The organism is Xenorhabdus miraniensis, from assembly GCF_002632615.1.
In genome coordinates this window covers 67,847-94,352 of the sequence record NZ_NITZ01000017.1, presented here as the reverse complement: position 1 = coordinate 94,352, position 26,506 = coordinate 67,847, and the positions used below count along the sequence as shown (strand labels likewise).

Annotated in this window: 23 protein-coding genes and 1 other annotated feature; of the genes, 11 read left to right on the top strand and 12 right to left on the bottom strand. The window is 42.2% G+C overall.

From position 1 onward, the window contains the following. The first annotated feature begins 88 nt into the window (after window positions 1-88). Both sltY and trpR read left to right on the top strand, forming a co-directional pair. Window positions 89-2,008, top strand: coding sequence for a murein transglycosylase (gene sltY, locus Xmir_RS15685; RefSeq protein WP_099115125.1), 1,920 nt, complete (start codon window positions 89-91; stop codon window positions 2,006-2,008). A 61-nt stretch (window positions 2,009-2,069) separates the two neighbouring features. Continuing rightward, a complete protein-coding gene (gene trpR / locus Xmir_RS15680) occupies window positions 2,070-2,390 on the top strand; it encodes a trp operon repressor (protein ID WP_099115124.1) in 321 nt (106 codons plus the stop codon). 197 nt (window positions 2,391-2,587) lie between these two features. On the opposite strand, the gene yjjX is transcribed toward trpR, so the two are convergent. Then, window positions 2,588-3,115, bottom strand: a complete 528-nt coding sequence (gene yjjX, locus Xmir_RS15675) for an inosine/xanthosine triphosphatase (protein WP_086111514.1) — start codon at window positions 3,113-3,115, stop codon at window positions 2,588-2,590. 55 nt (window positions 3,116-3,170) lie between these two features. On the opposite strand from yjjX, the gene gpmB reads away from it, so the two are divergent. Further along, a complete protein-coding gene (gene gpmB, locus Xmir_RS15670; RefSeq protein ID WP_099115123.1) occupies window positions 3,171-3,818 on the top strand; it encodes a 2,3-diphosphoglycerate-dependent phosphoglycerate mutase GpmB in 648 nt (215 codons plus the stop codon). Here gpmB and robA read toward each other — a convergent pair. Beyond that, entirely contained in the window at window positions 3,815-4,696 is an 882-nt protein-coding gene (gene robA, locus Xmir_RS15665) for an MDR efflux pump AcrAB transcriptional activator RobA (protein WP_099115122.1), read from the bottom strand. The two genes, gpmB and robA, sit on opposite strands and share 4 nt — an antisense overlap. Window positions 4,697-5,460: 764 nt before the next feature. Here robA and creA point away from each other — a divergent pair. Continuing rightward, window positions 5,461-5,937, top strand: coding sequence for a protein CreA (gene creA / locus Xmir_RS15660; protein WP_099115121.1), 477 nt, complete (start codon window positions 5,461-5,463; stop codon window positions 5,935-5,937). Between the two features lie 100 nt (window positions 5,938-6,037). Here the strand turns inward: creA and arcA are convergent, their stop codons facing one another. Next, window positions 6,038-6,757: a two-component system response regulator ArcA gene (gene arcA, locus Xmir_RS15655; protein WP_099115120.1), complete on the bottom strand. Its 720-nt coding sequence runs from the start codon at window positions 6,755-6,757 to the stop codon at window positions 6,038-6,040. A 686-nt stretch (window positions 6,758-7,443) separates the two neighbouring features. Continuing rightward, window positions 7,444-7,563, top strand: a sequence feature (Thr leader region). Between the two features lie 25 nt (window positions 7,564-7,588). Between arcA and thrA the strand changes: the two genes are divergently transcribed. Genes thrA through thrC form a run of 3 tightly spaced genes read left to right on the top strand, consistent with a single transcriptional unit; the run spans window position 7,589 to window position 12,302 of the window. Continuing rightward, complete coding sequence (gene thrA, locus Xmir_RS15645) at window positions 7,589-10,075, top strand: bifunctional aspartate kinase/homoserine dehydrogenase I (RefSeq protein WP_099115118.1); 2,487 nt, start codon at window positions 7,589-7,591, stop codon at window positions 10,073-10,075. After that, window positions 10,057-11,007 carry a homoserine kinase gene (gene thrB / locus Xmir_RS15640; protein ID WP_099115117.1) on the top strand — a complete coding sequence of 317 codons (951 nt, stop codon included), beginning with the start codon at window positions 10,057-10,059 and terminating at the stop codon, window positions 11,005-11,007. Before thrA ends, thrB begins: the two co-directional genes overlap by 19 nt. 2 nt (window positions 11,008-11,009) lie before the next feature. Continuing rightward, window positions 11,010-12,302, top strand: a complete 1,293-nt coding sequence (gene thrC / locus Xmir_RS15635; protein ID WP_099115116.1) for a threonine synthase — start codon at window positions 11,010-11,012, stop codon at window positions 12,300-12,302. Window positions 12,303-12,359: 57 nt separating this feature from the next. Here thrC and Xmir_RS15630 read toward each other — a convergent pair whose 3' ends face one another. The 3 genes from Xmir_RS15630 to yaaA all read right to left on the bottom strand — a co-directional run bounded on the left by Xmir_RS15630 (window position 12,360) and on the right by yaaA (window position 14,877). Then, window positions 12,360-13,127: a scabin-related ADP-ribosyltransferase gene (locus tag Xmir_RS15630; protein WP_099115115.1), complete on the bottom strand. Its 768-nt coding sequence runs from the start codon at window positions 13,125-13,127 to the stop codon at window positions 12,360-12,362. A 62-nt stretch (window positions 13,128-13,189) separates the two neighbouring features. Continuing rightward, entirely contained in the window at window positions 13,190-13,645 is a 456-nt protein-coding gene (locus Xmir_RS15625) for a hypothetical protein (RefSeq protein WP_099115114.1), read from the bottom strand. A 455-nt stretch (window positions 13,646-14,100) separates the two neighbouring features. Then, window positions 14,101-14,877: a peroxide stress protein YaaA gene (gene yaaA / locus Xmir_RS15620; RefSeq protein ID WP_099115113.1), complete on the bottom strand. Its 777-nt coding sequence runs from the start codon at window positions 14,875-14,877 to the stop codon at window positions 14,101-14,103. 171 nt (window positions 14,878-15,048) lie between these two features. Between yaaA and tal the strand changes: the two genes are divergently transcribed. Beyond that, window positions 15,049-16,002: a transaldolase gene (tal, locus tag Xmir_RS15615; RefSeq protein WP_099115112.1), complete on the top strand. Its 954-nt coding sequence runs from the start codon at window positions 15,049-15,051 to the stop codon at window positions 16,000-16,002. 111 nt (window positions 16,003-16,113) lie between these two features. After that, on the top strand, window positions 16,114-16,689 hold the full coding sequence (mog, locus tag Xmir_RS15610) for a molybdopterin adenylyltransferase (RefSeq protein ID WP_099115111.1): 576 nt from the start codon (window positions 16,114-16,116) through the stop codon (window positions 16,687-16,689). 102 nt (window positions 16,690-16,791) lie between these two features. Here mog and Xmir_RS15605 read toward each other — a convergent pair whose 3' ends face one another. Then, complete coding sequence (locus Xmir_RS15605) at window positions 16,792-17,433, bottom strand: ArsR/SmtB family transcription factor (protein ID WP_099115110.1); 642 nt, start codon at window positions 17,431-17,433, stop codon at window positions 16,792-16,794. 134 nt (window positions 17,434-17,567) lie between these two features. Here Xmir_RS15605 and Xmir_RS15600 point away from each other — a divergent pair, with 134 nt between their 5' ends. After that, complete coding sequence (locus Xmir_RS15600; protein ID WP_099115109.1) at window positions 17,568-18,065, top strand: DUF2938 domain-containing protein; 498 nt, start codon at window positions 17,568-17,570, stop codon at window positions 18,063-18,065. 342 nt (window positions 18,066-18,407) lie between these two features. Here Xmir_RS15600 and Xmir_RS15595 read toward each other — a convergent pair whose 3' ends face one another. Then, complete coding sequence (locus tag Xmir_RS15595) at window positions 18,408-19,844, bottom strand: NAD(P)/FAD-dependent oxidoreductase (RefSeq protein WP_099115108.1); 1,437 nt, start codon at window positions 19,842-19,844, stop codon at window positions 18,408-18,410. Window positions 19,845-20,253: 409 nt separating this feature from the next. Here Xmir_RS15595 and Xmir_RS15590 point away from each other — a divergent pair, with 409 nt between their 5' ends. Beyond that, window positions 20,254-21,312 (top strand): class I SAM-dependent methyltransferase, encoded by a 1,059-nt coding sequence (locus tag Xmir_RS15590; RefSeq protein ID WP_099115107.1) that lies wholly within the window; start codon window positions 20,254-20,256, stop codon window positions 21,310-21,312. A gap of 128 nt (window positions 21,313-21,440) precedes the next feature. On the opposite strand, the gene Xmir_RS15585 is transcribed toward Xmir_RS15590, so the two are convergent. The 4 genes from Xmir_RS15585 to trxA all read right to left on the bottom strand — a co-directional run bounded on the left by Xmir_RS15585 (window position 21,441) and on the right by trxA (window position 25,774). After that, entirely contained in the window at window positions 21,441-22,673 is a 1,233-nt protein-coding gene (locus Xmir_RS15585; protein ID WP_244170950.1) for an MFS transporter, read from the bottom strand. Then, window positions 22,666-24,102, bottom strand: a complete 1,437-nt coding sequence (locus Xmir_RS15580; protein ID WP_099115106.1) for an MFS transporter — start codon at window positions 24,100-24,102, stop codon at window positions 22,666-22,668. The genes Xmir_RS15585 and Xmir_RS15580 overlap by 8 nt, the downstream gene beginning before the upstream one ends. A 299-nt stretch (window positions 24,103-24,401) precedes the next feature. Next, entirely contained in the window at window positions 24,402-25,352 is a 951-nt protein-coding gene (trxB, locus tag Xmir_RS15575) for a thioredoxin-disulfide reductase (RefSeq protein WP_099115105.1), read from the bottom strand. Between the two features lie 101 nt (window positions 25,353-25,453). Continuing rightward, window positions 25,454-25,774 (bottom strand): thioredoxin, encoded by a 321-nt coding sequence (gene trxA, locus Xmir_RS15570; RefSeq protein WP_099115104.1) that lies wholly within the window; start codon window positions 25,772-25,774, stop codon window positions 25,454-25,456. Between the last annotated feature and the right edge of the window lie 732 nt (window positions 25,775-26,506).

Below are 26,506 nucleotides of genomic sequence, written 5' to 3'. Positions count from 1 at the left end.
ATGATTATAATTACACTATATTTTGGCAATGTATTTAGGCATTGTGCATTTGAGCACTGATAGTAGTCTTCCAGAGGGGTATGTGGCAATGAGTAAGTGGCAGCATTTTACAATCGCTGTAAGTATGGTTTCTGTTGTTGCAGGAGCAGCACATGCTGACTCTCTGGATGCTCAGCGCCAACGCTATCAAGAAATAAAACAGGCATGGGATGACAAAAATATGGCTGAGGTTGCACGCCTGATGCCCACGCTGAAAGATTATCCACTATATCCCTATCTTGAATATCGCCAGTTAACCCAGGATTTGGCAGTTGCTACTCCCCAGCAAGTTCAGCACTTTATTAATGCCCATCCGACGCTGCCACCCGCACATTCACTGGCATCCGGATTTATTGATGTGCTGGCTAACCATGGTGACTGGGCCGGCATTTTAGCATTCAGCCCCAATCCCCCAAGTTCGATTGCAGGACGCTGCGATTATTACTTCGCACAATGGGCTACAGGCCACCAGCAAGTTGCATGGAATGGAGCCCAAAAGATTTGGTTGAATGGCAATTCATTGCCTGACAATTGCAATAAGCTGTTCGATGTTTGGGAGCGCGATGGATATCTCTCTGCAAACCTCATTTTGCAGCGTATTGAATTGGCTATGAAAGCAAATAACACCACTCTCGTTACCTATCTTGCCAAACGCTTGCCATTAGACTATCAGGAATTAGGTTCCCGTTTGATCAGGCTGCAACAAGATCCTGCATTGATTGAACAATTTGTCACAACCGTGGCACCAACGGATTTCACCCGTTCGGTTGTCATGACTGTCTTTTCGCGTTTCGCCCGCAAAGATGCTGAGCTTGCCAGAGTTAATATTCCTGCATTTGTTCGTGCACAGAAAATGAATGATACCGAGCGGCAGCAGTTAAAAGATATAGTAGCCTGGCAATTGATGGGAGATGTCACGCCAGAACAGGCAAAATGGCGGGATGAGGTTATTCAGAATTCACAATCTGCTAAATTGCTTGAACGACGTGCCCGTTTGGCATTGCGAGATGATAATTATGCTGAGCTTGAGAAATGGCTTTTGTTGTTGCCAAAAACAAGTTTGCAGCAAGATGAATGGCAATATTGGAGTGCCATGACCCTGCTCAGCCAAGGGATGAATAAGGAAGGAAATACGATATTGCGCAAGCTGACTGAGCACCGTGGTTTTTATCCTATGGTAGCTGCCCAGAAATTACATATCTCCTACCCCTTGATGATCAATAAATCAGAAAGACCTGATGCTTCCATTGCCAATATGCCTGCAATTAAGCGTATCCATGAATTACTGTATTGGAACATGGATGATTTGGCTCGCTCAGAATGGGTTCGCTTGGTTTCATCCCAAAATCGCTTGAAGCAGGAGCAATTAGCGCGTTATGCGTTTGAACGGCATTGGCCGGGATTGAGTGTGCAGGCCACCATTACGGGAAAGATGTGGGATCATCTTGAAGAACGTTTCCCGCTGGCATGGCAAAACGAATTTGCGAACTTTACATCAGACAAAAATATTTCACAAAGTTATGCGATGGCGATTGCCCGTCAGGAAAGTGCCTGGAATCCACAAGCGCGTTCTTCTAAAGGAGCCAGTGGATTAATGCAAATCATGCCAAAAACCGCCGAACATACGGTGAAGAGTCAAAAAATTCAAGGCTATGCCAACAGCCGTCAATTAATGAATCCAGCCATGAATATTAAAATTGGCACCGCTTATTTGGACTCAGTTTACCAGCGTTTTGGCAATAACCGTATTCTTGCCAGTGCCGCCTATAATGCCGGCCCGACGAATGTTGATCGTTGGCTGGCGAATACTTCCGGACGCATTGATCCTATAGCCTTTATTGAGAGCATCCCTTTCTCTGAAACACGCTCTTATGTCAAAAATGTGCTTGCCTACGATCTGTTTTATCATAATTTTATGGGAAAAATGTCGAACGTGCTGACTGATGCTGAATGGCAAAAACGTTATTAATTTATGAAGTAATTTAAATATGATATGCTGCCGTACTAGTTAGATAGTATGGCAGTTAATTATGGCACAAAATCATTTGATTGATCCGGCTATTTCCCCGGAAGATGGCGATGACTGGCTCACTTTTGTGGGGTTGTTACAAACAGCATTTGAACAAAATTTGCAACATTCTATTTTACAACTATTATTGACCCCCGATGAGCGTACAGCTTTATCAACCCGGGTTCGGATTATTCAGGAATTGATGCGTGGGCAAATGAGTCAGCGTGAACTAAAAGACGAACTCAGTGTTGGCATTGCCACCATTACGCGTGGTTCCAACAGCTTAAAAGCAGCGCCAGCCCATGTTAAAGAGTGGCTGGAAATGCAGTTGTTAAAATAACCACTATTAATTTATCAAAATAGCCAGTGTAAGATAACAGGACAAACGTTATTCGGGGTCATCCAGCCATGACCCCAAACAGCTTATTTTCTTGGAAAGGCTATGTTTTTGAAAAAGCTACGTTCTTGAAAAAGCCACGTTCCTGGAAAAGCTATGTTATTGGAAACAGTACCGTTAAATATAACGTACTGTTAGGATTAGTTATTTAACTCTTTGTAAATTTCATGATGGATAGGTACAAGAGCCAGTATCAGAGCCTGATGATACACACTGGTGCGCGTCAGAATACCGTTGGTGAAAAAGCCAATTGCACCACCTTTCTGCTTAATATTATCAATGCCTGCTACGTCAGCCATTTCGTGGCCAAGTTCGCGTCCCTCACGAATGCCTTCCAATACTTTTTCAGGCAGCATCAGGCTGGCAGAACGCGATTCTCCCCGAATTTGTTTGTGCTCAACCACCATCCAGGCAAACGTCATGTCATCTTCAATTCCAGCTTCAACCCCAACCCAAAAATCAGCTTCAGGCCGAACCTGACGGGCGGCCATAACTCGATGACGGGCACCTGTGCGGGTTTCAGTATTGCCAATAGGTTGTTGAGGTACACTGCTGTCTACATTGACATCTTCTATACGGTAAGTACCTGGACCAAAAACATCATCGAATGCAAGGCTAATCGCTTTTATTTTCGCAGGGTTAGTTGTTGCTGCAATAACGTGGTACATAATAAATAAATTATCCTTTGAATTATTTCATGATGCAGTATAACGGAAAATAACTATGTTACAGGTCTATCTTGTTCGTCATGGCGAAACCGAATGGAACGTGGCTCGTCGTATTCAGGGGCAATCCGACAGTCCTTTGACTGAAATGGGTCGGCGTCAGGCTGATCTGGTCGCACAGAGAGTCAAATCAGAAAACATTACTCATGTTATCACCAGTGACCTTGGTCGAACACGACAAACCGCAGAAATCATCGCTAAAGCCTGCGGGTGCGACATTATATTGGAACCGCGTTTGCGCGAGTTACATATGGGCGTTCTGGAAAACCGCGAACTGAGTTCCCTCACACCGGAAGAGGAATCCTGGCGTAAAAGTCTTGTCGATGGTACACCAAATGGGCGAATCCCAGAAGGTGAATCGATGAATGAATTATCTGTACGTATGCGGGCTGCATTGGAAAGTTGCCTCAATCTGCCCGCAGGCAGTCGCCCTTTACTAGTGAGTCATGGCATGGCACTGGTTAGTTTAGTCTGTTCAATTTTAGGACTTCCGGCCAATTCAGAACGTCGTCTGAGGCTAAGAAATTGTTCTATCTCACGGGTAGATTATCAGGATAGCCCATGGCTTGCTTCAGGCTGGATTGTTGAAACGGCGGGCGATATTACACATCTGGATATGCCCGCCTTGGATGAATTACAAGGTTAACGCTCAATTGGGATGAGGTACTCAAATTCCACAACATGGTTTTGAGACTCATTCCCAAGATTTTTCCATTCAAGGTTAGTGAGGTAATATCGCTCGACATCGTATCCCTTTCTGCGAGTGATGTTTAATACAGGCAGACAAATGCCATAAATCGTAAAGAGAAACTCTTGTAATTGCTCTTTATCACCAAAATAACTGAACGAAATATAATCTCCGCCGGGCAGGATAACCGGGCTACTGCCCTTGGTATCAAAGGTAGCGTATTCAGGCTCTATTGCAGTGGTATAGAAAACTGTCTGTTCTTCCTCATGCTCCGCACTAGGCGTAGTATGGTGTAGCCCATAAAGTCTGGGTGGTAATACTTCAGCGTCCTGTAAGTAGTTAATCCAAAAGTTATGACGCATATTTTTGCAAGCTTCAGACCACTGTTCGAGCACATAGCTACACGTATGCTCAGTACCAATAAGCAGTTTATCTTCCAATGTAACGAATTTGTGTGCCGGCAACGGTTTATTATCCAACAAAATAGGTGGGCATATTCCCTTGGTATACCACTCGTCGCTTCGGCGGTAAGATGCTGGCGTTCGATCGAACTGTTTTTTGAAAGCTCTGGTAAAAGTTTGCTGAGAATCAAAGCGATATTGCAAAGCGATATCCAAAATAGGGCGGCTGGTTAAACGTAATGCAACAGCAGCTCTGGACAATCGTCTTGCGCGGATATAGGAGCCAATTGCCTGACCAGTCACATCCTTGAACATACGCTGTAAATGCCACTTGGAGTAACCTGCTTTTGCTGCAACATTATCAAGGGACAATGGACGATCTAGGTTATTATCTACCCAATGCAGCAAATCCCGAATGATGTTGGTTTGATCCATACATATCCCTAAGTCATTAAGACAAAAAGAAAATCATATAAATGTAAAACAACTTACTTGTTGGCCTGAAAACCAAAATATTTTTCCGAACGTATATATTCTGTAGTCTTATTTATAACCAATATTTATATTTCCCCAACGATAACAACATGTTTTTAGGATACTGCTTACCTACCGTTCAGGCAGGGTGTTAGCTTTTTTACATTGAAAGCCGTCCCTTGTGCCTTATCGTGATAGCAGTCGTTCTATCTTAGCAAATCAGTTACGAAATTTATTATTACTCAATAGAACAAATCGCAATCAAAATAATAAAAGAATAAACTATATTCTGTTCGGCACGATCGTTGTTACACTTATGTTTCACATAAATCACCAACAAAATTAAACAAGTTTAGACTTGGAATAAATTAATGGCAGGCTTGATAATATGTCAAGCACTGTCTTAATGGATTAGGTAACACTATGAACTTAAATAAAAAATAAATCGACAACCAATTGACTGGATGTCCTGTTAGCCTCAGCAACTATGGGTAATTTCTAAAAATTATCTCTATTTTAAGAGTATTTCAGAAAGATACGCAGCCAACAGAGGTGGACTAAAAAACCACAATTGGCTCGTTTTGAGTGCATATTCAGCTATAATGCCATGATTTTTTATTACGAGTGCATTCATGGTGAAAATGATTACATTAGAACTATTGATTTACATTATATGTTAATGGTAGATATTTTCACTGCATTTATTTAATTCAAATGGACTAAATATGGTAACCATGAAGAAAATAGTGATAGCGGCTACCTTACTCTTTTCTCCTGTAGTTCTGCATGCTGAAGAGATCGGCTCTGTCGATACCGTGTTCAAACTTTTTGGCCCTGATAACAAAATAGTGATAGAGGCCTTTGATGACCCTGATGTTAAAAATGTTACCTGTTATCTGAGCCGGGCTAAAACAGGGGGAATTAAGGGAGGGCTGGGATTGGCTGAAGATACATCTGATGCAGCTATATCCTGTCAACAGGTTGGCCCGATTGAATTGGCAGATAAGATAAAAAAATCGCCCAAGAAAGGACAAGTTGTCTTCCAGAAACGTACTTCTTTAGTATTTAAAAAACTTCAGGTTGTGCGCTTCTATGATCCTACACGTAATACGCTGATTTATTTAACTTACTCTGACAAAGTGATCGATGGTTCTCCTAAGAATGCAATCAGCGCCGTGCCGATCATGCCGTGGAAAGAATAAATACTCCACAAATCAAGCAACAGTCAAAAAGAAAAGCCCTGATGCCATAAGACATTCGGGGCTTTTTGACAAATACAGCACAATACCTTGGTGGTATTGATTAGTCTTCTAAATCACCGCAGAAACGGTAACCTTCGCCGTGGATGGTCGCAATAATTTCCGGAGTATCCGGGATCGATTCGAAATGTTTACGAATACGGCGGATAGTGACATCAACAGTACGATCGTGAGGTTTCAGTTCACGGCCCGTCATTTTTTTCAGCAATTCTGCACGAGTCTGAATTTTTCCTGGATTTTCACAGAAATGAAGCATCGCACGGAATTCACTGCGTGGCAGCTTGTACTGATCTCCCATTGGGCTAACCAAAGAACGACTATTGATATCCAGCGTCCACCCGTTGAACTTGTAACTTTCAATTTGACGACGCACATCATCTGAATAATGACTCAGATTCATTGTTCGAGAAAGCAAGTTCCGGGCGCGAATGGTTAATTCACGTGGGTTAAATGGCTTGGTGATATAATCATCAGCGCCGATTTCAAGACCAAGAATTTTATCCACTTCATTGTCACGGCCTGTTAAAAACATCAGCGCGACATTTGCCTGCTCACGTAATTCACGAGCAAGAAGTAACCCATTCTTACCTGGCAGATTGATATCCATAATCACTAAATTGATATCGTTATCTGACAGAATGTTGTGCATTTCTGAGCCGTCAGTGGCTTCATAAACGACATACCCTTCAGCTTCAAAAATGCTTTTGAGGGTATTGCGTGTGACAATTTCGTCTTCAACAATCAAAATGTGCGGGGTTTGCATGGTTGCTACCTAAAATCGCTAAAAAACAGAATCTGTATGACATAAGCTGTTATTATTAAAAGAAAATATGCTGATCTTGTTCTGATTCACAGAAAAACCAGCTCATGCCCAAAATAAATGTTTTGATATGTTTTACGCTAAAAGCCAGCGTTGCTTTTTTTGGAGGGTACATACCTGAAAAACCCGATTTAAACAAGGCACTATATTAGTCTATTAACAGCAATATAACAGCTAGTAATGTATTTGCCTTCTAAAAAAACTAACTTTTGTTGATACATATCAAAATCAATTGTAGCACGTTAACATTAATTGTAATTGTTAATTTTAATTTAGATCATTTGTTATTAATTTGAATAAAATATGTTAACAACTATCATGAAGACCTGAACGCCAGAAGGAGTTAGCTCGGCTCCTAAACGTCTAAACACGCATGTTTTTATCATAAAGATAAAACAATTACAAAATATGTTTTTTGTAAAATTAAATGCTAGAAAATAACCAGACCTGCCAGATAATGGTGTGTCCCTTTTGTCATATTTTGAATAATTACAGTACGGAAAATGACGCTTTTTTCTGCTTTCGCCATAAAAAATATTTGACATTGACCACAGTTTAATTTAACCAATAGGGGGTCAGACAAATTAAAAGACAGACAGGAAATTATGCGCCATAACAGCCCGAAAAAAATGGTTACTACAAAAACAACCACTACGATTACCACCGGAACCATGAGTTGCGGTGCGGGCTGACGCATACACATAAAACAATAATAAGCCCGTATCCCACAAGATACGGGCTTTTTTTTGGACAAAAACCAGGAGAGGGACGTTAATGCGAGTACTGAAATTTGGGGGCACCTCAGTTGCAAATCACCAGCGTGTACTGAGCGTTGCAAATATCGCCGAGAATGAGTTACTGCTTGGGCAAGTCGCCCTGGTGCTCTCTGCACCGGCAAAGATTACCAACCATCTCGTGGCGATGATCGAAAAAACGGTCGCAGGGCAAGATATTGTTTCCAATATTAGCGATGCAACCCAAATTTTTGCCGATTTGCTGTCGGGATTGAAAGAACAACAAGCAGGATTTGCTTATGAACATCTGAAAGGTGTTGTGGAACGCGAACTCGCCTATCTGAAACAAGCCCTGCATGGCATTTCCTTGTTGAGGCAGTGCCCTGATAGTATTAACGCGTCTCTGATCTGCTGCGGCGAAAAACTATCGATTGCCATCATGGAAGCAGTATTACAGGCCCGTGGTCATAAAGTGACTGTGATTGATCCCGTCAAAAACCTTCTGGCACATGGGCATTATCTTGAATCTACCGTTGATATTCTTGAGTCTTCCAAGAGGATTGCGGAACTTAACATTCCTTCTGACCATATTATCCTGATGGCAGGTTTCACCGCTGGCAATGAAAACGGTGAATTGGTGGTATTGGGGCGCAACGGCTCTGACTATTCAGCTGCAGTGCTGGCGGCATGTTTACGGGCAGACTGCTGCGAAATCTGGACTGACGTAGATGGCGTTTATACTTGCGATCCAAGAGCGGTTGCTGATGCCCGCTTGCTGAAAAGCATGTCATACCAAGAAGCGATGGAACTCTCTTATTTTGGTGCAAAAGTCCTTCATCCCCGTACCATTGCGCCTATCGCCCAATTTCAAATTCCTTGCCTGATCAAAAATACGGCCAATCCTGATGCGACGGGTACTTTCATTGGCAATAACATTGGCAATGAACGCCTCAATGGTGATCAAAAAGACGAGAACATGCCGATTAAGGGCATCACCAATCTTAACCACATGGCAATGTTCAACGTTTCCGGCCCCGGTATGAAGGGCATGGTTGGGATGGCGGCACGGGTCTTTTCCGTTATGTCGCGCAAAGGTATTTCCGTCGTGTTGATCACGCAGTCTTCGTCGGAGTACAGCATCAGTTTTTGTGTACCGCAAAAAGAACTGGAGAAGGCGCAAAAAGCATTAACGGAAGAGTTTTATCTGGAATTGAAAGATGGTGTGCTTGATCCGATTGATGTGATGGATAACCTTGCCATTATCTCTGTGGTTGGAGATGGCATGCGCACTCAGCGGGGTATTTCTGCCCGTTTCTTCTCTGCATTGACACGCGCTAATATCAACATTATTGCTATTGCACAGGGATCTTCTGAGCGTTCCATTTCCGCTGTTATTGAGAATGATGCGGCAACGACTGCGGTTCGACTCTGTCACCAAATGCTGTTCAACACCGCACAAGTGGTTGAAGTCTTCGTTGTCGGCGTGGGTGGTGTAGGAAATGCGTTGATAGAACAAATCCGCCGCCAGCAAACATGGCTCAAACAAAAACACATTGAACTACGGGTCTGTGGTATTGCCAATTCCCGTGCCTTGTTAACCGACATGCAAGGAATTTGTCTGGATAATTGGCAACAGGCACTATCAGAGGCAACTGAACCTTTCAGCCTGAGCCGATTGATCCGCCTTGAAAAAGAGTACCATTTGCTGAACCCGGTCATTGTAGACTGTACATCCAATCAAGCCATTGCAGAGCAATATGCCAGCTTCCTCAGTGACGGCTTTAACGTTGTCACACCGAATAAAAAAGCCAATACCCTGTCAATGGGTTATTACCGCCAAATCCGTCAGGCCGCAGAAAAATCAAAGCGCAAATTCCTGTATGACACCAACGTAGGTGCTGGGTTGCCTGTTATTGAAAACTTACAGAATCTGCTCAATGCAGGCGATGAATTAGTCCAATTCAACGGCATTCTGTCCGGTTCTCTTTCCTACATCTTCGGTATGCTGGATGAAGGTATGGCACTTTCACAAGCCACCCTGCTGGCGAAAGAGAAAGGCTTTACAGAGCCAGACCCACGAGACGATCTTTCCGGCATGGATGTTGCCCGCAAGCTGCTGATTCTGGCACGTGAGGCAGGTTATGAAATGGAGCTGGAAGATATCCATGTTGAACCTGTATTGCCAGCTTCATTCGATTCCAGTGGCAATGTCGATGAGTTCCTGCAACATTTACCGCAGTTGGATCAGGAATTCAGCCAACGTGCGGCAGATGCAGCAGAACAAGGAAAAGTTTTGCGTTATGTTGGCATCATCGGACAAGACCATTGTAGGGTGAAAATTGTCGCCGTTGACGGCAATGATCCACTCTATAAAGTCAAAAATGGTGAAAACGCACTGGCTTTCTATACCCGTTATTATCAACCCATACCGCTGGTGCTGCGCGGTTATGGTGCAGGGAATGATGTGACGGCAGCAGGGGTTTTTGCTGATATATTACGCACTCTGTCATGGAAATTGGGGGTTTAATGGTTGTCAGGGTTTATGCGCCTGCCTCTATCGGGAACGTTGGCGTCGGATTTGATGTGCTCGGCGCAGCGGTTTCTCCCGTTGATGGCTCGTTGCTTGGAGATTGTGTCTCCGTAAGTAAAGCTGAAAGTTTCAGTCTGAATAATAAGGGACGATTTGTCGGCAAGCTACCTGCCGATCCAAAACATAATATTGTCTACCAATGCTGGCAGCTTTTTTGTCAACGGTTGGGAAAAGAACTCCCCGTTGCCATGACATTAGAGAAAAACATGCCGATTGGTTCAGGATTAGGTTCCAGTGCCTGTTCTGTGGTCGCCAGTTTGGTGGCTTTGAATGAATATGAAGGCCATCCATTTAGCCGCAACCAATTGCTGGGCATGATGGGAGAATTAGAAGGACGCATTTCTGGTGGTGTTCACTACGATAATGTCGCACCCTGCTATTTGGGGGGATTACAGTTGATATTGTCTCAGGATGAACCCCTTTGCCAGACAGTGCCTGCGTTTGATGATTGGTTATGGGTAATGGCTTATCCCGGTATCAAAGTTTCCACGTCAGAAGCCAGAGCGATCCTGCCGCAGCATTATTCCCGCAAGGACATCATTGATCACGGCCGTTATTTTGCCGGTTTCATTCATGCCTGCCATACCCAACAATCAGCTCTGGCTGTCAAATTGATGAAAGATGTTGTTGCAGAGCCGTATCGCACTCAACTCTTGCCCGGTTTTGCCAACGCACGCGAAGCAATCCAAAAGTTGGGCGCACTGGCATGCAGTATTTCCGGTTCAGGCCCCACACTCTTTGCGATTTGTCATGAAATGGCAGTAGCAGAAGAAGTCGCACAGTGGCTGCGACAACATTACGTACAGAATGATGAAGGTTTTGTCCATATTTGCCGCTTGGATCTCGCAGGCGCACGACAGGTAGAGTAATCATGAAATTATATAACTTAAAAGACAACAGCGAGCAGGTTAGTTTTTCACAGGCGGTAAAACAGGGATTGGGCAAGCAACAAGGGCTCTTTTTTCCACAGGAGTTACCAGAATTCAGCCGTGATGAGATCAACGAATTATTAAAATTAGATTTTATCAGCCGTAGCCAACGAATTCTGGCCGCGTTTATTGGTGATGAGATCCCGGCAGAACAATTGGCTGCCCGGGTTAAAAATTCATTTGCCTTCCCTGCCCCGGTAACAAATGTTGAAGATGATATCGCTTCACTGGAGCTATATCACGGGCCAACGCTGGCCTTCAAAGATTTTGGTGGTCGTTTCATGGCACAAATTCTTGCACAAATTGCAGGAGAACAGCCTGTCACTATTTTGACTGCCACATCCGGTGATACCGGTGCTGCCGTTGCCCATGCTTTCTATGGCTTAAATAATGTACAGGTCGTAATCCTTTATCCTGAGGGCAAGATTAGCCCATTACAGGAAAAACTTTTCTGTACGCTAGGCAACAATATTCACACGGTTGCTATAAAAAGCGATTTCGACGCTTGTCAGGCATTAGTCAAACAAGCTTTTGATGATGAAGAACTGAAACAGGCCCTGCATCTCAATTCAGCTAACTCCATTAATATCAGCCGATTATTGGCACAAATCTGTTATTACTTTGAAGCAGTTGCCCAAATCCCGGCGGAGAAGCGTGAACAATTAGTCATTTCCGTGCCAAGCGGCAATTTCGGTAATTTAACCGCCGGGCTGCTGGCAAAATCGTTGGGGCTTCCGGTAAAACGTTTTATCGCGGCAACCAACGTTAATGACACCGTTCCCCGTTATTTAGCGGAAGGTACATGGCAACCACACCAAACCATTGCAACGCTTTCCAATGCAATGGATGTCAGCCAGCCCAATAACTGGCCACGTATTGAAGAACTGTTCAAGCGTAAAAGCTGGGCACTGAGTGACTTGGCTAACGGTGTGGTAGATGACAAAACCACCCAGAGCACCATGCGCGAACTCGCGGCAAAAGGCTATATTTCCGAGCCGCATGCCGCCATCGCTTACCGTGTCCTGCGTGATCAATTGCAGGAAGGAGAATATGGCTTATTCTTGGGTACTGCACATCCCGCGAAATTCAAAGAAAGCGTTGAAGCGACCCTCGGCCAAGCATTACCGTTGCCACAAGAGCTGGCTGAACGTGCGGATATGGACTTGTTATCCCACTTTATGCCTGCGGATTTTTCAATCTTGCGTGAATTTTTGATGGAAAGAGCACCGAAATAATATGGAACTCATCACTCCACCTTTGAATAGTGGAGTGATGATTTATATTGAATACTATTAAAAAAAGCTGGTGTATAAAAAGGCCATTATCGATAAGCTAGCATTGCATTGTGATAATTCTTTAATAAATTTGCGTGTCTTAGTACTAGCAGCAAGACTAGCAGAATAATGATGTGAGTGGGTCATATTCATAGCACAATACGTAGCAGGCGTTACTATTTCTCTTGGCAACTGAGGAAGTTGTGAAAAAGGGTTGCCGTTTGCCGTTGTTTGAACTTCTTGATACAGTGGGTTAAGTATAGAACTAGTACGACCGTAGTCACCTCTATTCGGGTCATATTCATACACATCAACTCTGCGAATTTGCGTGACAGAAATACCATTAAATGCCGCATATTCTTTTTGTTCTTCATAAGTATTAAGCAGCTCCAGATAACGCCGATCGCCTGTACGAGCATAAAAAGACTGTAATGATAAAACTACACTATAAAAATTAGCGGTTGGGCGTATATTATAAACGTAGAATCGCTCTTCGCTAGAAGAGGACATCATAACTCCCCACTCAATAGCTTGTTCTTCATTTGAGGTCGTTGCGACAAATGCTGAACCTTCAGCGGGCTGATTAGTTCCCAAACTGTAATCTTGAATATGCTCCGCAAGATCCGCATTCGTTCCCCAGGGATGAAATCCCCCATTTAGGATAAATATTTGCTGTGGAGGACGCGAGTCTATTCTATAAACTGTATCAACGTTTTGTTGAGCCAAAGATTGAGCTGTGTATAAAAATAAAATACACAACAGCGTAAATAATTTTAAAATTCTCATTAAATGCTCCCCCGTTAGGATCTTATAAATTTTCAGAGAGACCAGATCAAAAAAGTTATTTATTATTCTGCCGGGAACATAGCTTTAACTGAATTAAATTGTGGCCCGTTGTATTCACCAGATCCCCAGGTGTTACATTGAGATCCAACTTCATCATCAAAGAGTGTGACCACCTGTCCACTGGCTTGGGCAGCTAAGATAGTTGCGTAAGCATTTTTCCCACTGTCATAATTGGTTTCTAACTTGCTGTAAGCCCAATACATTTTTGCATCCTTACTCGAATGTCGTCCTTTTGGTGACAACCAAACTGCCCATTCATTCCAGTCATTAGCTTTTGACCACACTCCAACAACATAACCCCGCCCACATTCTTTCATATCGTCGATTAAATACTCGACTGAGCTGCGTGTGTCTATTATAGACGGATGTTCTCTGAGTGCTTCTCTCCCTGTTTTTTTCCCATCGGATGAACAACTTATTAACATAGGTATCAATAAGAACAATGCATATGTTTTCATAATATTTCTCCAGATGATGGTAATTTGTGGGATAAAACTTCACTACATGAAGAAGTTTTAACATAACCTAAGAATTTTTTTCGTAAGGACGAAAATATCCAGCGATAGAGCTGTAATTTATTATAAATTTAGATAGGTTATTATTAATAACATAGTTTTAACATATGAAATTGTCAAATTACGTTATTAATTTATTAAAAAGTAAAACCTTCAGGATTAAGTTTTCCATATTGTACTGATGGTTCAGGAAGGAATTCAGATTGGTTGAGTAGTGAATAGGTAGATAGTGAAGTTTTTATAAAGTATATGTAACTTAATTGCTGCTACCCCATCGGTGTTTTTTACGTGCTAATTCATTTTCCAATGGCTGCACTTCTTGCTAATTTTGCTTCAATACAGCTTTTTGTCATCACCAGATGGGGATAAATATACAATTATTTCATAGGAATAAAAATTTAACTCTGTTCATGTCGCTTAAACACCAGCTCATTCCCTTTAGAGAGGGATTTATCAAAAGCGTATCCTTCCAGATTGAATTCCACCAGCCGAGACGGATCAGTCAATTGATTCTGAATAATAAAACGGCTCATCAATCCACGGGCTTTTTTAGCGTAGAAACTAATAACTTTGTACTTACCATTTTTTTCATCCAGAAAAACAGGCTTGATAATCCTGGCTGCCAGCTTTTTGGTGTTGACCGATTTGAAGTATTCATCTGATGCCAGATTGACCAGAATTTCATCGCCTTGTTGCTCCAATGCAGCATTCAAATTGTCAGTAATACGATCACCCCAGAATTTATACAGATCTTTACCGCGCGGGTTTTCCAGTTTAATTCCCATTTCCAAGCGATAAGGCTGCATCAAGTCGAGAGGACGCAAAACACCATACAAACCGGACAAAATTCTCAAATGCGTCTGGGCAAATTCAAAATCATTCGCTGAGAAAGTTTCGGCCTGCATACCGGTATAGACATCACCTTTAAACGCTAAAATTGCCTGACGGGCATTTTCTGGTGTGAAATTTGGCTGCCACTCACCAAAACGGGCAGCATTCAGGTCCGCCAATTTATCACTAATGCTCATCAAACTGCCGATTTGCGCAGGGGTTAAAATGCGGCAAACCTCAATCAATTGCTGAGATTCTCCCAGTAATTCCGGCTGACTGTATTTTTCTGTTGCAAGCGGACTTGCATAATCGAGTGTTTTTGCAGGTGAAATGGTAATAAGCATCATTTTTTCCTAATAATCCAGACCTTCTCCACTTTAGCAAAAAAGAACGGAAAGAGGAGAATCTCAGCGATAGGATTTTCCTACCTTACAGCCACGCTTGACCATGTTATTATCACGAGATGGCGAGGCAACGTTGCCAACGATTTTACGTATAACGATGAGATATTAAACATGACCGATAAACTGACTTCCCTGCGTAAACTGACCACAGTAGTAGCAGATACCGGGGATATCGCGGCTATGAAACTGTATCAGCCGCAAGATGCGACCACCAACCCTTCTCTGATTTTGAATGCAGCTCAAATTCCAGAATATCGCCAACTGATTGATGAAGCCGTTGAATGGGCGCGTGGTCAAAGCGATTCCCGTGAACAGCAAATTATCGATGCCGGCGACAAATTGGCAGTTAACATTGGTCTGGAAATTCTGAAACTGATCCCAGGTCGTATTTCTACTGAAGTTGATGCTCGTCTATCTTATGACACCGAAGCAAGCGTAGCGAAAGCAAAACGCCTGATCAAACTGTACAACGAAGCAGGCATCAGCAATGACCGCATCCTGATCAAACTGGCTTCCACATGGCAGGGCATCCGTGCTGCGGAACAATTGGAAAAAGAAGGTATCAACTGTAACCTGACCCTGCTGTTCTCCTTTGCCCAAGCGCGTGCTTGTGCAGAAGCCGGTGTCTACCTGATTTCTCCATTTGTTGGTCGTATTCTTGACTGGTACAAAGCAAATAGCGACAAGAAAGAATTCGCACCACACGAAGATCCGGGTGTGATTTCTGTTTCTGAAATTTACCAATACTATAAAGAGCACGGTTATAACACAGTTGTAATGGGTGCAAGTTTCCGTAACTCTGGTGAAATTCTGGAACTGGCTGGCTGTGACCGTCTGACCATCTCTCCTGCATTGCTGAAAGAGCTGTCTGAAGCAGAAGGTGAAGTTGAGCGCAAACTGGGTTATGAAGGCGACATTAAAGCACGCCCGGAACCATTGACTGAAGCTGAGTTCTATTGGAACCACCATCAAGATGCAATGGCAACTGAAAAACTGGCGGAAGGTATCCGTAAGTTTGCCATAGACCAAGGCAAACTTGAGAGCATGATCGCTGATCTGCTGTAATCTCAAACGAGACACTATTTTTTCTTATACCAAGGCGACATAATAAGTCGCCTTTTGTTTTTTATTTCATTAACAACATTTTTTCTATTTTTATCGTTAATTGAGGTTCGTATGAACGTATTACGCATTGGCCTCGTGTCCGTTTCCGATCGGGCTTCCAATGGTATTTATCAGGACAAGGGGCTGCCCGCACTGGAAACATGGCTGGCAAAGGCGATTACCACACCTTTTAGCGTAGAAACCCGCCTTATTCCTGATGAGCAAATCCTGATTGAGCAAACCTTGTGTGAATTGGTCGATGAGCTGGGATGCCATCTGGTACTAACCACCGGGGGAACAGGGCCAGCACGCCGCGATGTCACACCAGATGCAACACTCGCAATTGCTGATCGTGAAATGCCCGGATTTGGGGAACAGATGCGTCAAATCAGTCTACAATTCGTTCCAACAGCCATTCTGTCCCGTCAGGTAGGCGTAATTCGTAATCAGGCGTTAATTCTTAATCTCCCCGGACAACCCAAAGCCATCGCGGAAACGTTGGAAGGGTTGAAAGACGAAAATGGTAAGGTATTAGTAGCAGGAATTTTTGCCAGCGTTCCCTATTGTATCCAACTGCTGGACGGCCCTTATGTGGAAACGGATGAAACCGTTGTGACTGCTTTCAGACCAAAAAGTGCACGCCGTTGATATTTTATTACAAGAGTTTCATCACAAAAATGGAATATACCTATCCGGTAAATTTCAAATTTTAATGTAATCAGGCCAGTCATCGGCCTGATTACATTAATTTTAAGGTTTAACTTCAACATTCATTCCAGCATCTTTCCAGCCAGAGAATCCTTTATTAAAGCGACGGGCGCGAATACCTTTAGCACGCAATAATTCAAGAGCATTAGCAGAAAGAACACAGTAAGGGCCCCGGCAGTACGCAACAAGATCTTGATTGGAAGAAATCTCGTCTAAGCGGTTTTCCAGTTCCTCTACAGGGATATTGATGGCATTCGGCAAATGACCTTGTTCAAACTCCTCTTTTGGCCTGACATCCAGTAATATCGTGCTGTTTTCCTTAATTCTGTCCAACAACTCATCCCATGAAATGATTTCCTGGTTGTTTGAATCATCAATCAATCTGCGCATTTCTTTGCGGTTAAACTCGGCATATTGCTGGAGTACCGAAATAACTTCCATAATGGGCCCTTCGCTCTGGCGATAAAGCACATGCTTTCCTGATTTACGAGACTGAAGTAATCCTGCACGTTTGAGTTGCTGGAGATGCTGCGAAGTATTAGCAATTGACAAACCGGAAAGCTCTGATAGCTTTTCCACGGGGTGTTCAGTGTTAACCAAACATTCAAGCAGTGCCAACCGATGAAGATTTCCTAGCACCTTGGCAATTTCTGCAATCTCGACAATAAGTTGTTTATCAAACATTGACTTTACACTTCCACCATTATTACACTCAATGCATTAATTGAATGTAATGGTATCAGAGTTTCTGTGCCATTTCGAGTACCTGCTGATTGATTGACCATTATGGATAACCACAATTCGGAGGAGCGCAACAGATGAATGAAGGACTGGAGTTTATTGTTTATTCTGTATTGATTGGTATTGGTTCAACGGTTGTCATGGATCTTTGGGCTGTTTTCATAAAACGTTGTTTCGGCATTTCCTCATTGAATTATAGCCTGGTAGGACGCTGGATTGGACACATGTCCAAAGGGCAATTTACCCATACAAGCATTCTACAGGCCGAACCTGTGAAAGGGGAAAGCGGGATTGGTTGGTTTGCTCACTATCTTATTGGCATCATTTTTGCGGGCATTCTGTTGCTTATTTTGGGACTGGATTGGGCAAAAAATCCAACGTTCCTTCCTGCATTAATCATGGGAATCGTTACTGTCATTGCACCTTTTTTTATTATGCAGCCAGGTCTGGGAATGGGGATAGCTGCATCCAAGACTCCCGCACCTAATACACTAAGATTGAGAAGTTTAATGGCGCATACTTCTTATGGTGTTGGCCTCTATTTAGCCGCCCTGTTTTTTAGTTATTTGTTGTAACGGTATCGAATCAGACAAAACTTAATCCGTCGGGGGAGTTGCCGGGAAAATAGCCTAATGGAACGTTTTTGAGGTATCCGAACGTTACGAGAACATATCAACACCCCGATAAGGCCGGAAATTTATGCGGATCCCGGCCTCTTTTCCGGCACTGTTGTTTAAGGGTTGGTATATGTTCTCTATTATTTTATTAACACAATTTGTGGCTTAATGATAAGGTTTGTTTATTATTTAGCTAAAACAATTATACAAAATCATCATTTATTCAATAATTTCTAGTAACACCCCCCTCGCATGTAATCCCATGCCTCTTCATAGACTTACTTGCGATATCTTAATGGGTTATGATGACCAAGCGTCATAGTATTTCAACAAACGTTCTTTTATCCTGTCGTTGTAGTGCGAAAAAGCAACAATCTCCGGAGGAGGTGTGAAACGAAGATGAAGAGAGTTAATTAAGCTTTCGTAACGGTGCAATAATCCCTCTTCAATTATAGGCGCCCAATTCGGCTTAATGTCCCAAAGACACTCATATCCCACACCAAGCATTTGTGACACAGTTTCTCTAGCTGTCACATCGCGGGAAAGGCCAGTTAAGGGTGCACGTATAGGAGTAAAATCACTAAGATCGATATCTGTATTTGTTTTCCCATAGATGGCATTAGCGACGTAGTCCGCCAATAAGGGAGACTGATGCAAACCATCTCGGTACGTGCCAGTAACCAACCAAAGCCCGTCCATTCCACATTCACCAATAAGAGGAAATCCATCAGCCGATATAGGTCTGTTTCCCACCTGAACTGAAATGATTTCAGAAGAATACAAATTCACATTGAGTTGTTCTACCGCACATTCAAGCAGGAATTGTACATCTGATACTGTTGCTTGAGTTCGGGGATCGTTTTTCAGAATATTAGTTGCACCAATATATAGAATACCGTCATTTCTTGGCACACAATGCAGCCCACATGCGAAAGCACGATTAGGTGTTCGAATTACTGACTGTGGTAGTTCCATGCCTTCCGGAAGCTTAAGTAATATGGAAACACCGTTACCCGCAAACAGTGGTGGAATTCGTTCTGTAATATCTGGCTTGTCAGCAAGTATATCCAGTGAGTGGACACCAGCAGCTATAATGACTTTATCGGCTGAAACTGTTTCTCCATCCTCAAGCTCAACGCCGGTAACGCTTTCATTTTCTGATAAAACGCGTTTGGCATTTTTCGAGATGAGTGTTCCTCCTTCGGCCAGAAAAGCAGAATCTAACACTTCGAGTAGTCGGTGAGAATTTATGGCGTGCTCGTCGGGAATGTGAAGAGCCATTAATGGTCGAACAAGTTCATTAGGTTTTAACCACGTGATCTGTCCGGGCGAAATTGTTTCATAGGGCTCATTATAAGAGATTAGCATCTTCTCGATTGCATCATAATTAGCGCTATCTATCTCGTCAGTCCCAGCCGTATTAAGAATAACATGCGTCCCTTGTGCAGTAAAAAGTGATTGATGGTTGCCGGATGAATTTGCAAGTCTTTCAGCCCATTGTGGCCATCTTTTTTTGGCGTTGAAATCCATTTTTATCTTCAATTTTCCATGCTGGCTTGCAACTAAACCTGTTGTTACTTCACCGAAACAGCCATTCATAGCTCCTGCTGCATTGGAAGCTGCATTGCGTCTATCGAGACTACCGATGCGGCAGACAGAATGCTTTCTACTGGCTAATTCGTAAGCGATTGAACTGGAGATTGCACCTGATCCGACAACGATTACATCGTATTTCATGGTATTGCTCCTTTATAGATTTTCCCCGGAGGGTTTGAAAAAGCAAAATTATTTATGTGTTTTGTATAACCACGCAATGAATCGCCTTTTGAGAATTATTTCTTTTAATAACTATTTCTACATCAACCTCTACACCAACTAAACAAAAAATCATTCAATTTAAAATTTGAATAATATGTGCGTCATCCAATTTCTGTCAATCTGATATTTTCATAAATGTGAATTATTTTTAACTTCATGAAAATAAAGTTAAATTAGTATTTATAAACAAAATTTTATATATGAAACTTGCTAACGAACAAAATGACAGATACTACCAAAACGAAACATCATTAAATGAATTCATTTAATGATGTTAATAAAATAAAAGTTAATCGTTTTGATCAATACACCGAGATAGGGGAAATTTATGAATAACTTTTTTTCTGACAAAAGAATTAATTACCTCTCTGAAGAAGACGGAACCGCTTTCAAAAGAGCAGTGGCTCACAGTTTTTCTCGTTTCGACAGACGATTCAGAGCACATGATGGCTGGGTTTTTGGAGATAGTATTTACATACAAAATATCTTCGAAGTGAGAAATGAAGAGAAAATCACTTCAGATATTAGACAGTTATTAGAAGATATTGAGATGATCTTTTCACTTTTAGATGGAAAGAATATATCCGATAAGAGCCGATTTAGCATTATTGATGCTTTGATTAGTACAGAGAATAATGAACAAACAGATGTAAAGATACACATTGATTCAGAATACCTTTCTGGATATGTCAATGAAAAGAAAGAATGTTATTTTTGGTTCAAGCGGGAAGATTTAGTTAAAGAGGTTATACGTATTTTAAGTGATTATTATGGGGAACTAAATTTGGAAGGTACCAACCTGGACGAAAGTCGTGGATTGTACGAACCAGTATTAGACCTTGCAACTAATTACGGCTTTTTCCCAACCCCAATCGAAGTTGCACATCGGATTGTTGCAGAGGCTGAAATTGTTCATACTCCAGCCCCTCATCGTTTAACTGTGCTTGAACCAAGTGCAGGGTTAGGAAACCTTGCTAAGTTTGCTGTATACGCCGGTGGTATTGTTGATTGTATTGAAGTACATACAGAAAGATGTACAGAACTAGATAATACTCATCTTTTCCGACACGTTATAAATGCAGATTTTATCTTGGTTGAACCTGACCAAAAAGAGCTATATGACCGAATAATCATGAATCCTCCTTTTGAGGGGGAAAGAGATATCGACCATGTAATACATGCCCTGAAATTTCTCAAGAGTGACGGTTTACTCGTTTCTATTATGTCACCGGGTACAGAATTTCGTAACCGTAGGAAATCAAAGGAGTTTAGAAATCTAATGAATAGCTTAAATGCCAGGTGGATTGATCTTCCTGATGATTCATTCGCCAGTGTTGGGTCACACAGTAATACTATTATTCTTAAAGTTTGGAAAGATGGTAGGTAGTGATACTGTTGTTGATTTTTAACCTCATGAAACAAAAACTGAAGTTTTTTAGTAAATAGCGCTGTATTTGTGAACACCAGCGCTATTATCTTGTAAGATACTTATTTATCGCCTCTCTATTCATTCATTTAAGATGACTTCATTGAAATCCTAACACTAAGTGGTGTGAGTGAAAGCAAGGCAAAGATAGCCAGAATCAGGCCGATCCATAATGGTGATATAAGCCCATATCCTGCACCAATACTTAATCCCCCTGCCCATGCGATAAATGCCAGCCCACTGTTAATAATGGAGACATGGACACTATTGACCAAAGGACCTGCATTTGCCACGCGCATAACACGTGCAATCATTGCTGGACTCATGGGAACCCCCACAAGACCAATCACTAAAAAGGCAATGACACTTATGTAGCGACTTTCTGGAAAAAACGCAAATATCAGTAACGATATAGCCAGAATGCTAATCCCGATGGTCAGTACTGCGAAAGTATGCTTATCAGCAAAACGGCCGGTAATCGTGTTGCCAATGACATTCGCTGCACCATAAAGGCCGAGTATAATAGGCACGATGGCCGGCAATAATCCTGTAACTTCAGTCAAAATTGCTGAAATGTAGCTGAAAGCTGCGTAAGATGCTCCGATGATAAGTGCACTTGACGCATAAGCTGCCCAAAGTTTTCCATTTCGAAACGATGTAAGTTGATCGCCAATACGAATATCCGAAGTATTACGTGAAGCAGGCACCAGCGCCCATATAATCAAAGCACAAATGACAGTGAATATAACAACCAACCAAAAACTCAAACGCCAGCCCATGTTCTGATCAATAACGGTTGCTGCGGGTACGCCTAAAACAGTCGCCAGCATCATGCCACTGAGTACAATTGATGAGGCTCTTCCCCGCATTTCTGTTCTGGCGACTTCACCACAAATCGCCAAAGAGATACCGATACAGGCAGAGCCGGCAACGCCAGTGATAACGCGGGCAATAGCCATCGACTGATAACTCCCTGCCGTTGCAGCTATAATGCCGCCAACACTGTAGAGAGCCAGTAGCCAAAGTAGTGCCTGCTTGTTGGGAACCCGTAACGTGACAAATAATGCTGTCAGTATCGGCCCACCGACAACCATGCCGATAGCGTAGAGTGAAATCAGGTAGCCAATATCTGCAACAGTGACTCCAAACACGCCGGTTAACGATGGCATCATACCGACAACCATAAACTCAGAGGTAGTGAGTACGAATATAGTCAACCCGAGCAAATAAATGGAGGCAGGTATATCACGCTGCTTTTGCATTGGTGGTGCTATTCCCGATGAGGCTTTCGGGCTTTTTTCCTCTGATTGAATGTTATTCATGGTGAGGTTTCCCTAATGCAACATGATTACGGTTTGTGAGTAAAATCGCCAATAGTGCTGCAATGACATAAATAACGGCGGCAGTTCCGAACGCCCATACATAACCATCAATGATCTCTACTTGTGTTGCAGCCACAGCCATTAATCCTGCCAGCCCTACAGTCGGGCCGAGCTCCATGGCTGTGTTCATGACCCCACCAGCCAGACCCGCCTGATGTTGTGGAACATTCATTGTGGAAAGTACCGCAGAGCCTGAAAAAGCCAGTGAAATACCTATTGCGACAAGAACCAGGCTGGGCAGTAATCCCACGACGTAAGTTGTGTTTTTGTCAATACCGACCAACAATCCAAGTCCGATGGCAGCGATAAATAACCCCAGGCTTGTCACCCGTGCAGCCCCCATGCGACCAACTAAAGGTGTTGTCATTTGTCCGGTCACGATGAGCGCGACTGCGAACGGCAGGAATGCGCCGGCTGTCATGAGTGGTGTCCATCCCAGTTCTTGTTGTAAGTAGAGGGATAAAACGAAGTTGACAACGCCCGAGCCTACGGCCGCCAGAAACATGCCAAATAGTCCTGTGATTCGGTTCCGCTCGAAAATAAACCCGGGAGGAAGGAGTGGGTCACGGACGAAACGTTCGAGCACAGCAAAGGCAACTAATGAGCCAAGACCAATCAGTAGTGGGAGCAATACCACTGACGATGTCCACGGATGATCGCCAGTTAATATCAAGCCATAACTACTTAAGGAAATACCGAACGTAGCGAATATTGCACCAATCAGGTCTAATTTCGACCGATGCTGGTGAGACTCATCAATTCCGGCTGGAAGTAGACTGCGGGTGCTGAGCAAACCTATGACTGACACAAGGACAGGTACGGCGAACATCCATCGCCAGGAAACCCATGTTGTTACTACACCAGAGATGACAAATCCTAAGACAGCACCCAAAACGGAAACCCCTCCCCATGTAGCCATTGCTCTGGCAAAGGCATTGGGTTCCGGGAATAAAGCACGTAGTACAGCCATTGCAGCCGGCGCTGTTAAGGCTCCACCTATCCCTTGAGTAAATCGCATGGCAACGAGCATTTCAAAAGTAGGAGAGAAACCTGCAATCACAGAAGATATACCGAAGATGAATAAGCCAATGGCAAACATCCGTCGTCCCTGAAACCTATCGGCCAGCCGCCCGCCAAACAATAGTAAGCCACTGAATGGGAGTCCGTAAGCAGCAAGAACAAGAAGCAGATCAGCAGATGTGAGATTGAATTCTATCGCGATTTTTGGAAGTGGAACTGTAACGATTGCAATCGTGAAAATAAGAATACACTGTACGATTGCTAGAACCATAAACGCCAGACGCTGATTTGAATGGGGTTTTATCTGTGATGTATCGTTGCTTGTAGAGGATATGTTGTTAGGCGACATTATAAAAACTCCTGTTCTATAAAAGCGGCATGAGGCACAATGTTTTCATTAAAGCATTCAATGTAATTATTGATTGATAGATTAGTCTGGCTTGAAATTTTAGTCAACGATAAACAATCTATACCGCTTTATTCCTTATCCAGTGTGTAATGCCTTGTCCTTCAAGGGAGATATAAGGGAAAGTGCCAATCCATATGAACAACCATATTAATGATAAAAGCCAGTATTTACATACTGGCAGAAATGCGCAGATTAATTGATGAAGAGAGACACTGAATGGCCTTAATGAACTAATAATATTATAATTTATTAAACTGTAACCATTTTCCTGCATCAAGTGCCGCCATGCACCCTGAACCTGCTGATGTTATTGCCTGACGATATTTGTCATCAGCAACATCTCCTGCTGCAAATACCCCGGGGATTGATGTCATTGTTTCAAAATGATGAGATTTGCCATTAACAATAATATATCCATCATTCAGCTTTAATTTATTTTGTAAAAAACCTGTATTCGGATCATGGCCTATCGCCATAAAACAGCCACTGATAGGAAGATCAAATAAGATATCATCAAATGTATTTATTAAAGCGAGCCCTTTAAATTCATTCTGATATTCTATATACCCTTTCACTTCTGTATTCCAGAGTATATCAATCTTACCTTCACTGACTTTAGCCATCAGTCTGTCCTGTAGGATTTTTTCAGCTCTTAGTTCAGCTCGCCTATGAATCAGAAAAACTCGCCTTGCTATATTAGCAAGATATAATGCTTCTTCAACGGCAGTATTGCCACCCCCGATTACTGCAACATCTTGGCCTTTAAAGAAAAAACCATCACAAGTCGCACAGGAGGAGAGCCCTTTACCCTGTAATTTATTTTCATTAGGCAGATTCAAATAGCGTGCAGTTGACCCTGTTGCAATAATGATACTTTCTGCTTGGTATTCATTTTTCTCCCCTGAAACCAAGAAGGGTTTGGCATCAAAATTAATTGAAACTATGTGGTCATTAATTATTTCCGGAATAAATTCTTTCGCATGCTGATCCATTCTTAACATAAGTTCAGGGCCTGTTGTCCCTCCCGGCTCTCCCGGCCAATTTTCAACATCAGTGGTATTCATTAATTGCCCGCCCAGTTCCAAACCGGAGACAACAATAGGAGAAAAACCTGCCCTAGCCGCATATATCGCCGCAGTATACCCAGCAGGGCCAGTTCCTATAATTAATACTTTCGTATAAACAGACATTAAATGCTCCTTGTTTTACCAATTAAAAGCAAATGATGATATTGGTTTGGACTGTTAGGTAAGGCAGGCTCCTCAAACCCTCAAATTTAACTCAACTTGAACTACAAATTTTGAGAAACCATATTCTTAAATTGTGTTAATGAAGCGACGCCAACAAGAGAATCTACAGGCTGCCCATCTTTATATACTAATGTCGTTGGTATGCTGCGAATGCCATATTTCATAGTGATATTATAGGCTTCATCAATATTGATTTCCCCGAAAGTGGCACTATCTTTCATATCGATTGATAACTGATTAAACGTTGGTGCTACCGCACGACACGGGCCACACCATGGTGCCCAGAATCTGACAACACAGACCCCTTTAGTACCGACTACACGCTCAAAATTATCTTCAGTTAATTCAATTAATGTACTCATATTGAATCCTCAACAAAATTTTCAAGTTACTTAAACACAGCTTATAAATAAAATGTGGGGTATACGAATGTAAATTTGTTAACTTAATATCGGAACATTCGTTTTATGAATCCATGTACAAGATAATCGCTAACTCAGAATACTCGATACCCGTAATTCAATTATTATATTGAATATTATAGTTAGATCAATAGATCTTTTCCTATCAGAAAGATAGGGACAGGCTATCAATTAATAACAATCAGTTATTAAAATCCTCAAAATAAATGACACAAAAATTATCTAAGCAATATTGGATAAATATAATTTTCAAAAAAATCAATAAGATAAATTCTACTTAATAACTTTAACCAGAGAAAAAATCAATAGAGATAGGATGATTTCACTTATTAACTATTCAAAATACAAAAAATCACGCAATAACAACATAATAATGAGTATTGCTCTTTACGAGTTTGAGTCACGCCCTTCTCCACACGTTTTAGTCTTCAAGGAGAACAACCATTAACCACAAACAGGTGTTCAATAAAATAATTTAATAAAAATTCAGGTGAAATGGATAATCACCAGTTTCAATAAAGAATGTCTATTAACATAAGATTAAGGAAGGAAAACATAAGTAAGACACAAACAGTGAATAAAAAAATTCATACTTTTTCTGACGATTGAGCTGTCTAAAAATCTCGAATTTTCCCACAGAAGCTGTGCAAGTTTGTGAGGCGTCAGGAATTA